Genomic DNA, 16302 nt, shown 5'->3' with positions numbered 1-16302 from the left:
CAGCATCATGATCCTTTTCCCGCATTGCAAAATCAACCTCGGCCTGCATATCCTCGCCCGGCGGCCCGACGGCTACCACGACATCGAGACCCTGTTCTATCCCGTGCGCGGCTTGTGCGACGCCGTCGAAATACTCGCCGGCCCCGACAATGGCCCCGACAACGGCCACGATTCCGATAACCGCCCCGGCAAAACACCCGGAAACCATCCGGAAACCATCCCCGGAAAAACCGGCGAGAGGGAAACCGACGACGGAATAACCTTTACCTCCACCGGATTGACTGTCGATTGCCCCCCCGAAAAGAACCTGTGCGTCCGGGCGTGCCGCCTGTTGCGCGAAGCCTTTCCGGAACCATTCGAAAAAGCCCGCGGGTTGCGCCTCCACCTGCACAAACGGATCCCCTTCGGCGCCGGACTCGGCGGCGGATCGGCCGATGCCACCGCCGTGCTGAAAGGGCTGAACGACCTGCTCGCCCTCGGCCTGACGACCGAAGGACTCGTCCCCTATGCCGCCCGGCTGGGCAGCGACACCGTCTTTTTTCTCCACGACGAACCGATGCTCGGCACCGGCCGCGGCGAACGGCTCGCCCCCTGTCCCGTACCGGACCTTGCCGGATGGTGGCTGCTGCTGGTCAAACCCGACGTCGGAGTCTCCACCGCCGAGGCCTACTCCCTGGTGACTCCCCGCTCCCCCCGGAGACCCCTGCCCGAAATACTGCGCCTGCCCGTCGAAGCGTGGCGCGGACGGCTCGTCAATGACTTCGAAGCGCCGCTCTTCGGGAAACTGCCCCTGCTGGGCGAAATCGAAGCCGACCTTTACCGCCTCGGCGCGGCCTATGCCGCCCTGTCCGGCTCCGGTTCCACCCTCTTCGGCCTGTTCCGCGAAAAACCCGCAGCGGAAGGGTTGAGTGTGAAATTTTTCACACATATCGAGCGGTTGTAAAGCGGAAAATGTTATATTTGCCTGAATCATTTAACCAAAAACCTACCTATGGCAGTAGATAAGAAAATCCTCGACCTCAAACAGAGGAGGGAGAAAGTCTACAACGGCGGCGGTATGAAAGCCATCGAAAAACAGAAAGCGATGGGCAAAATGACCGCGCGCGAACGTATCATCGCGCTGCTGGATGCGGACTCTTTCTATGAATATGACATCTTCGTGGAACACTCCGGCACCGAGTTCGGCATGCAAAACAAAGAGCTGCCGGGCGACGGGGTCATCATCGGCACGGGTTCGATCTGCGGCAATCCGGTGGCCGTCTTCGCGCAGGACTTCACCGTGGCGGGCGGTTCGCTGGGGCTGATGCATGCCCGCAAGATCGCCAAGATCATGGACTACGCCCTGAACATGCGCATGCCGCTGATCGGCATCAACGACTCCGGCGGGGCGCGTATCCAGGAGGGGGTGAACGCCCTGGCCGGATACGGCGAGATTTTCTTCCGCAACACGCTTTCGAGCGGGGTGATTCCCCAGATTTCGGTGATCCTCGGCCCGTGCGCGGGCGGGGCGGTCTATTCGCCGGCGCTGACCGACTTCGTGTTCGTGGTGGACAAGATTTCCAAAATGTTCATCACCGGGCCGGAGGTCATCAAGACGGTGCTGGGCGAGGAGATCTCGATGGAAGAGCTGGGCGGCGCGCGCGTGCACTGCGAACAGACGGGCAACGCCCACTTCTTCGCCGAAACCGAAGAGGAATGCTTCCGCCAGATCCGCCAGCTGATCTCGACCATCCCGCAAAACAATACGCAGCCGGCCGAACGCACCAATCCGGAGGAACCGCTGACCAAGAAATACAACATCGGTAAAATCGTGCCGGCCGACCCGGCTCAGCCGTACGACGTGCGGGACATCATCCGTTCGGTAACGGACGGCAGCGAGTTCGTGGAGGTAATGGAGCTGTTCGCGGCCAACATCGTGGTAGGCTTCGGCCGCGTGAACGGCGAAACGGTGGGTTTCGTGGCCAACCAGCCGCTGGTGATGGCGGGGGTGCTGGATTGCGATTCGTCGGACAAGGCGGCCCGCTTCATCCGCTTCTGCGACGCGTTCAACGTGCCGATCGTCACCATCGAGGACCTGCCGGGCTACCTGCCGGGCGTGGACCAGGAGCACGCGGGGGTCATCCGCCACGGGGCGAAGCTGCTCTACGCCTATTCGGAGGCTACGGTGCCGAAGATTACGGTCATCCTGCGCAAGGCGTACGGCGGCGGCTATATCGCGATGAATTCGCGCCACCTGCGGGCGGATTTCGTTTTTGCATGGCCGCAGGCCGAAATCGCGGTGATGGGGCCGGAGGGCGCTGCGAACGTGATCTTCCGCAAGGAGATCATGGAGGCGGAAAACCCGGAGGCGATGCGCCAGACCAAAATTCAGGAGTACAAGGACAAGTTCGCCAATCCGTACGTGGCGGCGGCCAAAGGTTATATCGACGCGGTGATCGAACCGACCGAAACGCGCAAATGCCTGATCCACGCGCTCCAGGTGGCGCAGCACAAAACGGTGCTCCGTCCCGAAAAGAAACACGGGATCCCGCCGTTTTAATCGATTCATAAAGAGAAGACACTATGAGTACAAAGAAAGAGGCGGCGCCGGAGCTGGAGACCTTAGCGACCAAGCACGGCACCTATAAGACCACCCTGACCGCCAAATACCGGAACCGCACTCCGTGGCACGCCAAGGACCCGCGACAGGTATTCTCGTTCATCCCCGGCACCATTACCACCGTTGATGTGAAACCCGGCGACTCGGTGAAAGAGGGAGACGTGCTACTGACTTTCAAAGCGATGAAGATGCACAACACTTATCGTTCGCCCATTGCCGGGCGCGTGGCGAAAGTCCATGTCACCGAGGGCGACGTGGTGCCCAAAGGCGTACTGCTGCTCGAATTCGAATAGCAGCGTTTTCTTTCCGGCATGGCCGGCCATGCATTCGGGGCCTCTTTCCGCGATGGAAAGAGGCCCCGAAACATATATCGGTTGCCCGTCGGCAACCGGCACGCGAAGCAGAAAACGGGTTCGAAGAGGCACCGCGGCAGCAGGCGGATCATAGCCTGCGGGAAGGGCGGAACAAAGCTCATTTCAGCAATATCGCTCGTTCCACCGCGAGCACGCGCGACCTTCAGGTCGTACGGGCCGCAGCTTCGCCCTGCAGCAGTTATGAATACCCCACATTGCAGCATAAACGCCTCGCACTAAGACATAAACGTCCGCCTTCCCCGGTAAAGAAGCGGTCCCCTTCCGACTCGTAAGCCGGAAGGGGACCGCTTTTCTGTGGGGACAACGCTGTTACGAGCCGGAAACTCAGGCTGCCCCGTGGCAGTTCTTGTACTTTTTACCGGAGCCGCACGGACACGGGTCGTTGCGGCCTACCCGTTTCTCCGCATGGGCCGGAGCCGGTTTGGCGCTCGTCGAAGAGGCCGAACCGCCGCCCGCAGCCACAGGCGGAACCGGGCCTTCGTTGCGCGACGTCTGCATCCGGCTCATATCCGGACGGTTCCGCGCCGGAATCGCCTGTTGCGGCTGCGCCTGCTGGGGCTGCGGCACGGGCTGCCCCTGCTGCGGAGCATCCGCCGGAGCCACCGGCAGGTAAACCTTCAGCAGCATCGACAGCACCTCGCGGTTGATCTTTTCGATCATCTTGCGGAACAGCTCGAACGACTCGAACTTATAGATCAGCAACGGGTCTTTCTGTTCGTAAGCCGCATTCTGCACCGACTGTTTCAGGTCGTCCATGTCGCGCAGGTGTTCTTTCCAGTCGTCGTCGATCGTGATGAGCATCATCACGCGGCTGAATGCCTTGTGAATCTCCATTCCTTTCGACTCGACCGCCCGTTTGAAATTCACCGGCACGTTCAGCCCCCGCTTGCCGTCGGTCAGCGGCACCGAGATATTCTCGAAACGGTCGCCCTGCTCGCGGTATATGGCCTCCAGCACCGGATAAGCCTGCTGGGCGATCTGGCTCGCACGCCGCTTGAGCGCGCTGCGCATGTCGCCTAAAAGCAACTCGGCCAGCTGCGGGTCTTTCAGGTCGTTGTACTCCTCCTCGGTAAACGACGGCTCGATCGAAATCTGACGGATCAGCTCCACCTTAAACTCGTCGAAAGGCAGGCCTCGGTAATTTTCGACGAAAGTTTCCGCGAAATCGGTCATCATGTTATTGACGTCCACCTCGATGCGTTCGCCGAAGACTGCGTTGTGGCGCCGCGTGTAGATCACTTCGCGCTGCGAGTTCATCACGTCGTCGTATTCGAGCAGCCGTTTGCGGATGCCGAAGTTGTTCTCCTCGACCTTGCGCTGAGCGCGTTCGATAGCGCGGCTCATCATACCGGCCTGGATCACCTCGCCCTCCTTGAGGCCCATCGAGTCCATCAGCCGCGCAATGCGTTCCGATCCGAACAGGCGCATCAGGTCGTCTTCGAGCGAGACGAAGAACTGGCTCGAACCGGGGTCGCCCTGACGTCCGGCGCGGCCGCGCAGTTGGCGGTCCACACGCCGCGACTCGTGACGTTCGGTACCGATAATGGCCAGACCGCCCGCTTCGCGGACTTCCGGAGTCAGCTTGATGTCGGTACCGCGGCCCGCCATGTTGGTGGCGATGGTCACCTGTCCCGGCCGGCCGGCTTCCGCGACGATCTGGGCCTCCAACTGGTGCTGTTTGGCATTCAGCACGTTATGCCTGATTCCACGCAGTTTGAGCATCTTCGAGAGCAGTTCGGAGATTTCGACCGACGTGGTGCCGACCAGCACCGGACGTCCGGCTTCGACGAGCCGGACGATTTCGTCGATCACGGCGGCGTATTTCTCGCGTTTGGTCTTGTAGATCAGGTCCTGGTAGTCCTTGCGGATCACGGGACGGTTCGTGGGGATCACGATCACGTCCAGCTTGTAGATGTTCCACAGCTCGGAGGCTTCGGTTTCGGCCGTACCGGTCATCCCGGCCAGCTTGTGGTACATGCGGAAATAGTTCTGGAGCGTGATGGTGGCGAAAGTCTGGGTCGCGGCCTCTACCTTCACCCGCTCTTTGGCTTCGATGGCCTGGTGCAGCCCGTCGGAGTAGCGGCGTCCGTCGAGGATACGGCCGGTCTGTTCGTCCACGATCTTCACCTTGTTGTCCATCACCACGTATTCGGTGTCTTTCTCGAACAGGGCGTAGGCTTTCAGCAGCTGGTGCACGGTGTGTACGCGTTCGGACTTGAGGGCGTACTCGTTCAGCAGCTTGTCCTTGGCGGCGAGGCGCTCTTCGACGGTCAGGTCGCTCTTTTCGAGGGTGGCGATTTCGCTGCCGATGTCGGGCAGGATGAAGAACCGCTTGTCGTTGATGTTTCCGGCCAGGGCGTCGTGACCCTTGTCGGTGAGTTCCACCGAGTGGAGCTTTTCGTCGATGATGAAGTAGAGGTCGTCGGTCACCTCGTGCATGCGTTTGCTGTTGTCCTGCATGTAGAAGTTTTCGGTCTTCTGCATCAGGGCTTTCATGCCGGGTTCGGAGAGAAATTTGATAAGCGGCTTGTATTTGGGCAGCCCTTTGTGGACGGCCAGCAGCAGTTTGCCGCCTTTGGAGTCGTCGCCTTCGGCGATCACTTTGCGGGCTTCGGCCAGCAGCGAGGTGCAGAGGTTGCGTTGCAGACCGTAGAGCGATTCGACCTGGCCGCGGTACTCTTCGAAGAGCTGGTCTTCGCCGCGGGGCACGGGGCCGGAGATGATCAGGGGGGTGCGCGCGTCGTCGATCAGCACGGAGTCCACCTCGTCGACGATGGCGTAGTGGTGCGGACGCTGTACCAGGTCGCCGGGTTCGATGGCCATGTTGTCGCGCAGGTAGTCGAAACCGAATTCGTTGTTGGTACCGAAGGTGATGTCGCAGTTGTAAGCGCGGCGGCGTTCGTCGGAGTTGGGCTGGTGCTTGTCGATGCAATCTACGGTCAGGCCGTGGAACTGGTAGATGGGTCCCATCCATTCGGAGTCGCGCCGGGCGAGGTAGTCGTTCACGGTCACCACATGGACGCCTTTGCCTGCCAGGGCGTTCAGGAACACGGGCAGGGTGGCCACGAGGGTTTTCCCTTCGCCGGTGGCCATTTCGGCCACGTTCCCGCGGTGGAGGGCCACGCCGCCGAAGAGCTGCACGTCGTAATGGATCATGTCCCACGTGATTTCGTTTCCGCCGGCTGTCCAATGGTTCCGGTAGAGGGCTTTGTCGCCGTCGATCGTGACGAAGTCCTTGCCTTCGGCGGCCAACTCGCGGTCGGCGTCGGTGGCGGTCACCGTGATGGTCTCGTTTTGGGCGAAACGCCGCGCGGTGTCTTTAACGATGGCGAAGACCTCGGGCAGGATTTCGTTCAGTACGGTCTCGACGGTTTCGTTCACGTGCTTTTTGAGGCGGTCGATTTCGGTGGCGATGCGCTCTTTTTCGTCGATTTCCACGTCGGCTTCTTCGAGCTTGGCTTTCAGTTCGACGATGCGGTCTTCGTCTTCTTTGAGGCGTTGGCGGATCAGCTCCCTGAATTCGGTCACGCGGGCGCGCAGCTCGTCGTCGGTAAGCCGTTCGATTTCGGGATAAACGGCCAGGATCTTGTCCACAATCGGCTGGATGGCCTTACGGTCTTTGTCGGCCTTGCTTCCGAAAAACATCTTCAGCAGGCTTGCTGTTACACTCATATCTTAGGGTTGTCTCGTTTTAATTAGCTGTTTCACAGGGAATTCCATTTCCCTTCAGGGGCGATGCCCGTTTGAAAGTACCAAAGATAGCGATATTTCCGCGATTTGAAATGCTTTCGGGGCGGGAAAGTTGCGTCCGGAGTGTGCGGAAAACGTCCGGGAAATGCCGGAAGAGCCGCTTCCTGCATGAATAGCGGGGTTTCTCGTATAAGGCCGCGGCCTGCGGGAGGCGGAGAGTTACGGCCCGGATACCGAACGGTACCACGCCTCCGCGGGGTGAGACGGCGGAGGACGGTGGAGCCCCCATGCAAGAAATCGTAGGATTTTTGTTGATGCGATTCTTCAGAATCGCCGGCTTTTGCGCCCACCCCCCGAAGCTGAAAGAGTGACAGCTTAACCGTACGGTTAAATTGAGGTAAGTATATACGACTTTACCCGGAATCGGGAAATGATCTCCCTAACCGGCCCTGCGGTGCCGCTCGGCACAGGGGATCGGGGCTTTTCTCTGCTTAAAGGGGTGGGCGCGGGCCGAAATATACTGAGAATTAAGCGGGCACATAATATAGGGTAAAGTCGTATATACTTACCTAAATTTATATGTTGTCGCCCGGAGCCAGCGAGGGCCAAACCGTAGGTTGCAGCCCTTCGCCGGGGGTGGCTCCGGGCTGACCGCTACGCGGATAATTAATCGTACGGTTATTTGTCTGGGGTCGCAGCCTGCGGAGCACGGGAACGAGCTGTGCGAGTGAGCGGGCGCCTCCGCTGCGGGAGGCTGCGGCCCGCGCGACCTGAAGGTCGCGATATTCGCCCTATCGCATACCCCTACGGTTTTCAGTCAGGTTTCCGTATTAGCGGGCGGGCCGGACGCCTCTCCACAGGGGCCCGCAACACGTCGCTCTGCGCCGCCGAATGTTGTGCCCCCTCCCGGGCGTCCGACCTGCGGGTTTAATTATATACCTGTGGGCGAAAAACAGTACGGTTTAATTGTACTGTCTTTCGCCGACGGGCATTTATTTTTCTTGGCCCATTCGTGTCGCAAGGGCACCGGTTTCTCCGGACGCCTTATGCGGGCAGGGCACTTACTTTTTTACCTACGGTTTGCCGGCGGCTGCCTCGCCATAGTCCGTAAACGGCCTTTGGCCTCGGTACGCTGCTCGGTTCCTCCTGGCGCCTCGGCCATACGAATAAGTTCGATGGCGCTCGGCTGCTGCGTCGGTTGCGCGACCAAAAAAGGAGACAAAGAAGTCGCCGGGAATGCGATTCCCCGCTCCCGACTCCCGTCGGACCGGGAAATCGCACATTCCCGGAGCAGCAGTCTCTACTCGTATTTCGATACCAAAGTAAGAAGTCGGGAGTAGTTTTTAAACCGTACGATTTTTGTTAATGCGATTCGAAAGAATCGCCGGCTTTCGCGCCCAAGCGGCTACGCCGCTTCGGGGGTGGGCGCAAAGCCGATATTATGGTATTAAACCGTACGATTTCTTATATAGAACTGTCGCCCGCGACAACCGGATAAGCCCGCCGCCCGGCTCGAATGTCCGGCGGCACCGCCTGTGCCGGGTAGAGGGAAACAGCCGCCGCCCCTGTCCGTATATCCAAATAGGTAACTATATCATCGAAATACGACTTGATCCGGAATCCGGACAAGGATTTTCCCGAACAGCCCCGCAACGCTGTGCGGGAAAACCGTGACCCGACTCCGCGCCGGGTCACGCGTGAAACCCCGCTCCGGAAGCAAAACCGATTACAAACGGCATCAAGGCTGCCGCAAGCGGAATCATTTGATCAGATTGACCCCGTCCGTCCAGGAGATCTTTTCATTCTTGTCCCACCACGACCAATGGTCCCCCTGCGGGCGGTCCAGATCGCAGAAATCGTTCCCCTTTTTCATCTCCTCGCGGAGCGCCGCGCGAAACCTTTCGGCCAGCTTCAGTGACCTTTTCGACGGCGTGCCCGCCAGCAGATTCGTCATCTCCCACGGATCATTCTCCAGGTCGAACAGTTGCTCCGTAATCCTACCCCCCACATTATAGACGATATACTTCATACCGTCCATCACCAACGCCCGGTGGATGCTCGAATAAGCCAGCCAGAGGCGGTCGCGCTGCGTTTTGCCCTTCGCCCCCCGGCGCAGCGCCCGCGCGAGCGAACGGCCCGTCACCGACTCCGCCGGAGCGATACCCAGCAACTCCGACAGCGTCGGATTGATGTCATACAGATAACACAATCCCTCGTTGCGCTCCCCCTTCGGGACGCCCGGCGCCCAGACCGCCAGCGGCACCTTGATGCTGTGGTCGTACAGGCTCTGTTTGCCCATCAGCCCGTGCTGCCCCATCGCCAGCCCGTTGTCCCCTGCGAACACCACGATCGTATTGTCCAGCTTCCCGCTCTCGCGCAGGGCCTCGATCACCCGGCCGATCTGCGTATCCACCTCGCTGATCATTCCATAATAGTCCGCCAGTTCCTTGCGCACCGTCTCCTTCGAACGCGGCGCAGGCACCACCACCTCGTCCCTTACCCGCATCTCGCCGTTGTCGAACGCATGCCTCGGACGGTAATTGACCGGCAGGGCCAGCGTATCCGGATCGTACGGCGTGCCGTACCACGGATGCCGGTTGCGCGGGTCGTGGGGCGAAGTGAACGCCACGTAAGCGAAGAACGGCGTCGTATCGCCCGCCGACCGTTTCAGGAAATCGACCGCCGCGTCGGCATACATCTCCGACGAGAACTTGTCGCCGACGAACGGTTGCTGATTCTTGTAATCCCCTTTCGGATCGTAGTGCATCAGGCGCGGCGTCGCATGGCCCCCGTCCTCATAGGGGTGCATCCCTCCGAAATAGATGTTTTCGGCCTCCGAGAACGCCCGGTTGAACGACTCGAAATCCGAATGCCACTTGCCCGTCTCGAACGTGCGATAGCCCAGCCCCCGAAGCTGTTCCGGCAGCATCGTGTGGCGCGGCGAGATCACCCATCCGTCCTGCGCGATCTCGAACATCCCGCGCCCGGTCATGATCATCGCGCGGCTGGGCATCGACAGCGCCCCGCCGATCGCCCCGTTCGTATAACAATTCGTAAAAGCCGTTCCCTGGCTGTAGATATAGTCGATATTCGGCGTGCGCACGTCTTCGCGTCCGAGGGCATGTATGGCATTGTTCTGGAAATCATCCGTGAGGATGAACAGCACGTTCATGCGCTGCTGCGCCGAAGCCCCCGCGCCGACCGACGCCAGGACCGACAGGGTAAGTAAAGTTTTCTTATCCATCGAAAAATCGCTTGAGTTCGGGTGTTAGTCCGGCGAAAGTTACAAAAATTTCCGCCACAGTTTCCATCCTGCCCAACAAACTGCCGCTGCCGCGATCCCGAAACACCACCAGAAAAACTTCGGCACGTGCCTGACGACCTTCGTCACCTCGCGTACCTCTACCACCGTCGCGGTATCGTGCACTTCGCGGACACGATCCACGTATTTCGTCCGCCACCGGGTAACCACCTTCAACTCGCCGTCCCTGAGCTGCGTCTCCATTTCGGCCATCCGGCCTTTGGCGTCGTGCAGCTCCGCCAGCCGCACGTTGCCCAGCGAATCGCACTCGAACAAGGCCCGCAGCACCGCGCTGTCCGCGACGGGCCGCACCAGCGTATCCACGATTTTTTCGGACCTGACCGCCGGTTCGTACACCGTCCGCGTGCAGGAAAAACAAGACATACAAACCGCCGCCGCACAAAACACGGCCAAATTCGGATTTTGATTTACCATAATTTATAATACCTTTGTAATTATAATTTTTACAAATTTAATACATATTGTATTACAACCGCCGCCTCGGCAAAACATTCATGCCAAGGCAATGCACAAAATCCGCACGATGACCGACGCACAACGCATCCGGACCCTGCTCGAATACACCCGGCTGAACGGCAAGAACTTCGCCCTGCGCATCGGGTTGAACTACCCCGACACGATCTACCACATCCTGCGCGGCCGGAACGGGATTTCCGACAAACTCGCCGACCGGATCGTCATGGCCTTTCCGGAGATCGACAAGGGGTGGCTCCGCAGCGGCGAAGGCGAGATGCTCCGCGCCGCGACGGGCCGCCGCCTGTCGGTGTTCGACCCGGCCTCGGGCCGCAGCGACGGCCGCCGCCTCCAACGGCAGGAAGTACCGCTCTACGACTTCGAAGCCGTAGCCGGCCTGGTACCGATCTTCACCAACCGGAACGCCCCGATCGACTATATCTCGATCCCCGACCTGCCCCGCTGCGACGGAGCCGTTTACGTGCGGGGCGATTCGATGTACCCGCTGCTCAAATCGGGCGACATCGTGATGTACAAACAGATCCAGGACTATTACAATATCATCTGGGGCGAGATGTACCTCATTTCGTTCAGCTACGAAGGCGAAGAGTACATCACGGTCAAATTCATCAAGAAGGTGGAGGAACACCCCGACCGGGTGCTGCTCGTGAGCCACAATCCCCACCATGCGCCGAAAGAGATCCCGGTCGCGGCGATCCGGGCGCTGGCGCTGGTCAAAGCTTCCATCCGGTTCAACACGATGGGCTGACGCCCTCCGCCGCCAAACCGAAAGAGGAACGACCCGTCCGCGGGCCGTTCCTCTTATATTTTCGGCTGATCCCGATATGTTTCCACGCCGGTTGCGTCATCCGTTTTATCCGAACACGACATATACTATAAAATAGTCGAAAAATATTGTTTTTCACACCATCGTTACTTATCTTTAGAGAACCGCCTGCAAATATGCCGATTTTCCGACAGACCTCCGGTCGATTCCGCCCGGCGGAAAAAGGCCAACGGTACGAAGCGAAAAACAGAAGGTAACCATATACGACTTTACCCTATCTTATATGCACACTTGATTCTCAGCGCATTTCGGCCCGAGCTCCCTTAAGCGGAGAAAAGCCCCGGTTCGAGTGCCGAAACAGATTTTCCGGAACTGCCATTTCCTTACGGTATTATAAAGTCGCACGGATATCCGCTTTATTATAACCTATACCATATGACTATCCGCGTATTATTTATCCATGTATTCCTATCGATCCCCCGGACCTACCGGGGGATTTTCATTCCCGCCGACACAAAAAAAGGAGAGGGTGCCTTGACAGAGACACTCTCTCCCCGAACACTGACGATCCCGAGTTCCCCTGCCCGGCCGCACACCGACGCCACCTCCTCCCGCCGCCGGGCTGCGTCAATACCGCTGTATCCACCAACCGTCGGTGGTGAAAGGACGGTTGCGATAGTCGCGTCCCGTCGTCCGGTCGTGCAGCCGGTAGAAAGTCCGGCCCGGCACGTCCCGTATCAGATAGGCCGCCCGGTTCTTCGGATTGGTCTCGACCCTCCCCGGATGCTCCTTCCAGTCGCCGTCCGCCCAGTACAACAGCCGGTAATCGTCCGGCCGGAAAACGACCGTATCCGTAAGCAACGTAGTCAGGTGCAGCGTGATCCGATGCGACGTATCGGGACGTATGTAAGCGATATTGCCTTTGTAGTCCAGCGTGAACGGCTCGCCCACCGGATAGGTGTATCCGCCGCGCACGACTGCCGGCATATAGAGGATGCTGCGACCGATACGGCTGAAATGGGCCACCGGACGCCCCGACTCCCCGTCCGGCCAGAGAGAGACGCTGTCGGCCATGACCCCTGCCCGCCAGGAACGGCTGCCGTAAACCGCCAGTCCGAGGCTGGAACGCTCTTCCGGCCCGAAAGCGGTCGTATCCACCGGAATCCGGATATCGGACGTATTCGTATATAACGCGGTCACATCTTCCCAAAACGGGGAGACGCCCCGTGCGGCCGCTTCCCGGTCGGCATGCTGCCGGGAGTAACGCACCCGGTAGACTCTCACCGGTTTCGCCCCCAGATTGCTCCCGGTCGTCAAAGTAACCGGATTCCCGTACTCGTCGAAATAGGCCGCCTCGGCATGTCCGCCGCGCGAAGTGCCCCACACCGGGATCACATCCGTAGCGGCGGCGATGCCCACCGCCCGCAGCCCCAGCACGAACATGTTGGCCATCGAATAACATTCGCCCTTGCCGTACACGTATGCCTCTTCCGGCGTCGGCATCGTTTCGAGGGTCAATACCCCCGAATCGTACCGGTACCATTTCTGAATATCGGAAATGACCAGCGCAGCGACATTCTCCACCGTCCGCGGCGCCGACATCGTGTCGATCATCGGTCGGTAACGATCGGCCAGGAACGAACGCCAGTCGGAGATCCGCTCGTCCGCCACCCGGTACGGCAGAATGTACTCCCGGAACATCTCTTCGGAATAAAGGCGCGACCAGGAGTTGTTTTTCCAACTGTCGAAAGCGAGATCGATGTCTCGGATCAGGTAATCGGCGGTCAGGACGGCGGCATCCGGAAGGGTACGGCGGCGAAGCCGCAGGCCGGCCGAATCGAGCATGTCCTGATACCTGCCTGAAGTCGCGCCGGCCCGGTAAAGCGAAAAACCGGAAGCATTCCCCGCGGAATCGACCAGTTCGAAGGTACGCGCCTCGTGTCCGGCCACGTTTTCCAGCAGAAAAGCTACGGCGGTCAGTTTTTCCGGATCGTCTTTGTAATGTTCGACCAACCGGTACATCTCGGGATTTCCGGTCGCGTCGGCAGCCTGACGGGCCGAACGAAGCCGACCGTCGCACGCCGTAAGAAAAACGGCGCAGGCCGCCGTTGCGACACAATATTTAAAGAAAAACATACCCACCTGAGTTTAAATTCGACACCTATAGACGACTTTATCTTTCCCGATTCTATACACGGATATACCCAATATACCAAAATACAGACTTCCCGGTCGGCTCAGCGCCGGACGGCATGAGGCGGTGCAAACCCGGGCAAAGGACCCGGAGGGTCCGGTACCAGCCGAAAAACGGCTGCGGAAACGAATGGGTATATCGAAGTATACAACCAGGTTATATTTGATCTAAACACATGATTCTCCATGTATTTCGTTTCCAAAACAACTCTACCGCCTGTGCGCAGGGCTGTCTAGGGCGATTATTGCCGCCCTGAGGTAAAGTCAGATACACCTCTACCGGCAAAAGTATTATTTTTTGTCCCAAATCCCGCATAATCGCCGTCGCAAAGATTTTCCGCCCGAAGCCCGTCTCCCGCCGTCTGCCGTTCGACAACCGAAACCCGGGCCGGGGACGGGCTTTTCGTCGCCTGCCGCCCCGTTTCCGCCCCCGGGCAAACGGTCAGAATCCCACGGTGATCCCGAACGTAGGGATGATCGTCCCGCCCAACTCGTCCTCATAGGTCATCATCTTGTAATGGCCCGGCCGCGCCGGGTCCGGCACATACTGGCCCGTCGCGTCCCGCTCCGGCATCAGCCCCGGCTGCCCGTACGCCTTATAATTGTACGCGTTCTGGATGTCGAGGTACACCCCCAGCGTCCAGCGCCGGAAATACCACGTTTTATCGATCCGCACGTCCAGCTGGTGGAACGCCGGCAACCGCTCGCTGTTCACCAGCGAATAATCCGCCACCGGCCGGTGCGACGCCTGCCACGAGTCGATCTCCGACGACAGCTCCGCATCGTAAGGCGTGTACGGGCCTCCGCCCGCATAACGCCACCTCAGCCCCACGTCCCACCCCCGCGGCAGGCTCCGCATCACCACCAGCGACAGCAGGTGGCGGTAATCCCAGTTCGAAGGCGTCCACGCCCCCCGCGGCGCCGGCGTCCCCCGCTCCCACCGACGGAACTCCGAATGATAATAGGTGTAAGCCGCCGTGAACAGGAAACCCCACAGGTCGTCGTTACGGTACTCCGCCTCCAGCCCGTAAGCCCGGGCCCGTCCGTCCGACACCGCCGGCTCGGCCCCCACGGCGAAGACATCGGCCCCCTTCGAACCGATCGCCGTACTGTCGATCAGCGACATCGGGTAACGGTCGTAATGTTTGTAGAACCCCTCCAGCGAGAGCCGCGAACGGCGCGTCGGCTCGAACGCCACGCCTACGGTCGCCTGGTCGCTGCGGATATAACGCAGCCGCTGCCGATTGACCAGTCTCCCTGTCCCGTCGCGGTACCCCATCGAGGTGTATGGCGGCTCCTGGTAATAACGCCCTGCGCTGGCCGATACCGTCCACCGGGGCGCGAAACGGTAGCTCGCCCCCAGCCGCGGCGAAAACTGCTCCAGCGGATCGGCCGTCTGCGCCGAATAGCTGTTGCCGTCGAGCCTCAGTCCGACATTCACGTGCACGCGTCCTCCGGCCAGCGACTTGTCCACCGACGCGAAGGCCGCATAACGCACCAGCGAAATATCGGTCGAGTACCGCTCATCGACCGCTACCCCGTCGACCGAGAGCCGGCGGAACGTGCGGTTATCGTAGGCCGCCCGCTGGAGGCCGCCCCCCGCGCTGAGGGCGAAACCGCGCCCCAGATCGGCGTCGTATTCGGCCCGGAACCGAAGCCCCGATTCGTTGGAACGATAATCGATGTTTTTACCCTGAGCGGGGTCGTTGTTCTGCCACTTCTGGAGGCTGTTGTTCAGGCGATCCGTGCTGGCTACGATGTTCAGCGAACCGCCGGACGTATAACGGGTATAGACGGCCCCCAGCACATAGCTCCACTGATCGTTCTCGGGCAGATACTCCAGAATCTGTTGCCGGTCCGGCGTCAGGTCTTTCATCGAAAAATTGAGCCGGCTGCGGTCGAGCGATCCCAGCCCGACGATGTAGAGGTGGTTGCGGCTGTCGAAATGGTGCGAGTATTTGATCTGCGCGTCGTTGTAGGTGGGCAGGAACGGCAGTTCGAGCAGGCCGAAGAGCACTTGCAGGTAACTCTGCCGCACGGAGGCGATGATACTGCCTTTCTTCCCGACAGGCGAATCGATGGTCAGGGCCAGGTCGGAGGCGCCGACAGTGGCTTTGACCCGCAATTTTTCGGAATTTCCCTCCCGCATCCGCAAATCGAGCACCGAACTGAGGCCCGATGCCCGCCCCACGGGAAAGGTGGAGGTGTAGAGCCGTGCGGCAGCCAGGAAGTCGCTGTTTACGATACTCACGTTCCCGCCGCTGGCGCCTTGTGTCGTGAAGTGGTTGAGAATGGGGATTTCGATACGGTCGAGGTAGAATTTGTTTTCGTTGGGGCCGCCGCCGCGCACGATCAGGTCGTTGCGCTGGATGGGGGTGGCGGCCACTCCGGGCAGGTTCTGCACCACTTTGGAGATGTCGCGGTTCCCGCCGGGGCTTTTTTCGATCTGTTGCAGGCTGAGCGCCCGGTTGCCCAACAGCTGGTTTTCGGTATGCCGCATGGCACGTCCCGTCACGACCACTTCGCCGGCCCGGGCCGCTTCCATTTCCAGTTCGATATTCACTTCGCTCGCGGCAGAGGCGGTGACCAGAAAAGAGGGGGTGATGACTTCCCGGTACCCGACGCTGGCGGCTTTCAGGCTCCGGTAACCGGTCGGCACGCGCTCGATGCGGTAACGGCCGGCGGAATCGGCCAGGGCGCCGACGGAACCGCCTTCGACGACGACCTGCGCGAAGGGCACCCCTTCGTGCGTGACGGCGTCGGTGACCGTACCGTACACCGTCCCGCGCAGGCCCTCGCCCTCCTGCGCTCTCGATCCGACGCATAAAAAGACCAGCAATAAAGCAAACAGATAATTTCGCATAGATTATATATCCTGTTCGGT

At 59.9% G+C, this 16302-nt stretch carries 9 protein-coding genes; 4 read left to right on the top strand and 5 right to left on the bottom strand.

All coding sequences use genetic code 11. The features are described 5' to 3' along the window. The first annotated feature begins 7 nt into the window (after positions 1–7). Genes ispE through RIKMI_RS0102270 form a run of 3 tightly spaced genes read left to right on the top strand, consistent with a single transcriptional unit; the run spans position 8 to position 2892 of the window. Positions 8–943: a 4-(cytidine 5'-diphospho)-2-C-methyl-D-erythritol kinase gene (gene ispE, locus RIKMI_RS0102280; RefSeq protein ID WP_027290300.1), complete on the top strand. Its 936-nt coding sequence runs from the start codon at positions 8–10 to the stop codon at positions 941–943. 48 nt (positions 944–991) lie between these two features. Beyond that, positions 992–2539, top strand: a complete 1548-nt coding sequence (locus RIKMI_RS0102275; RefSeq protein WP_027290299.1) for an acyl-CoA carboxylase subunit beta — start codon at positions 992–994, stop codon at positions 2537–2539. A 23-nt stretch (positions 2540–2562) separates the two neighbouring features. Next, positions 2563–2892: an acyl-CoA carboxylase biotin carboxyl carrier protein subunit gene (locus tag RIKMI_RS0102270; RefSeq protein ID WP_051214257.1), complete on the top strand. Its 330-nt coding sequence runs from the start codon at positions 2563–2565 to the stop codon at positions 2890–2892. A 405-nt stretch (positions 2893–3297) separates the two neighbouring features. Here the strand turns inward: RIKMI_RS0102270 and secA are convergent, their stop codons facing one another. The 3 genes from secA to RIKMI_RS0102250 all read right to left on the bottom strand — a co-directional run bounded on the left by secA (position 3298) and on the right by RIKMI_RS0102250 (position 10348). Then, positions 3298–6645: a preprotein translocase subunit SecA gene (secA, locus tag RIKMI_RS0102265; protein ID WP_027290297.1), complete on the bottom strand. Its 3348-nt coding sequence runs from the start codon at positions 6643–6645 to the stop codon at positions 3298–3300. A 1777-nt stretch (positions 6646–8422) separates the two neighbouring features. Further along, the gene (locus tag RIKMI_RS12735) at positions 8423–9907 is read right to left on the bottom strand and encodes a sulfatase family protein (protein ID WP_037291366.1); all 1485 of its coding nucleotides are present in this window, start codon (positions 9905–9907) and stop codon (positions 8423–8425) included. Positions 9908–9946: 39 nt separating this feature from the next. Next, the gene (locus tag RIKMI_RS0102250) at positions 9947–10348 is read right to left on the bottom strand and encodes a hypothetical protein (protein ID WP_027290296.1); all 402 of its coding nucleotides are present in this window, start codon (positions 10346–10348) and stop codon (positions 9947–9949) included. A gap of 142 nt (positions 10349–10490) precedes the next feature. Between RIKMI_RS0102250 and RIKMI_RS0102245 the strand changes: the two genes are divergently transcribed. Beyond that, positions 10491–11207, top strand: coding sequence for a S24 family peptidase (locus tag RIKMI_RS0102245; protein WP_051214255.1), 717 nt, complete (start codon positions 10491–10493; stop codon positions 11205–11207). A gap of 645 nt (positions 11208–11852) precedes the next feature. Here the strand turns inward: RIKMI_RS0102245 and RIKMI_RS0102240 are convergent. Continuing rightward, on the bottom strand, positions 11853–13361 hold the full coding sequence (locus tag RIKMI_RS0102240; protein ID WP_027290294.1) for a transglutaminase-like domain-containing protein: 1509 nt from the start codon (positions 13359–13361) through the stop codon (positions 11853–11855). A gap of 499 nt (positions 13362–13860) precedes the next feature. After that, positions 13861–16281, bottom strand: a complete 2421-nt coding sequence (locus tag RIKMI_RS0102235) for a TonB-dependent receptor (protein ID WP_027290293.1) — start codon at positions 16279–16281, stop codon at positions 13861–13863. Positions 16282–16302: the final 21 nt, after the last annotated feature.

This window comes from Rikenella microfusus DSM 15922, assembly GCF_000427365.1.
GTDB lineage: Bacteria > Bacteroidota > Bacteroidia > Bacteroidales > Rikenellaceae > Rikenella > Rikenella microfusus.
Note: the sequence above shows the minus strand (reverse complement) of the source record. Positions and strands in the feature narration are given on the sequence as shown.

Excerpts from the sequence above, each read along its gene's own strand:
- ispE (WP_027290300.1), top strand. The coding sequence starts at position 8 with ATGATCCTTTTCCCGCATTGCAAAATCAACCTCGGCCTGCATATCCTC.
- RIKMI_RS0102275 (WP_027290299.1), top strand. The coding sequence starts at position 992 with ATGGCAGTAGATAAGAAAATCCTCGACCTCAAACAGAGGAGGGAGAAA.
- RIKMI_RS0102270 (WP_051214257.1), top strand. The coding sequence starts at position 2,563 with ATGAGTACAAAGAAAGAGGCGGCGCCGGAGCTGGAGACCTTAGCGACC.
- secA (WP_027290297.1), bottom strand. The coding sequence starts at position 6,645 with ATGAGTGTAACAGCAAGCCTGCTGAAGATGTTTTTCGGAAGCAAGGCC.
- RIKMI_RS12735 (WP_037291366.1), bottom strand. The coding sequence starts at position 9,907 with ATGGATAAGAAAACTTTACTTACCCTGTCGGTCCTGGCGTCGGTCGGC.
- RIKMI_RS0102250 (WP_027290296.1), bottom strand. The coding sequence starts at position 10,348 with ATGTCTTGTTTTTCCTGCACGCGGACGGTGTACGAACCGGCGGTCAGG.
- RIKMI_RS0102245 (WP_051214255.1), top strand. The coding sequence starts at position 10,491 with ATGCACAAAATCCGCACGATGACCGACGCACAACGCATCCGGACCCTG.
- RIKMI_RS0102240 (WP_027290294.1), bottom strand. The coding sequence starts at position 13,361 with ATGTTTTTCTTTAAATATTGTGTCGCAACGGCGGCCTGCGCCGTTTTT.
- RIKMI_RS0102235 (WP_027290293.1), bottom strand. The coding sequence starts at position 16,281 with ATGCGAAATTATCTGTTTGCTTTATTGCTGGTCTTTTTATGCGTCGGA.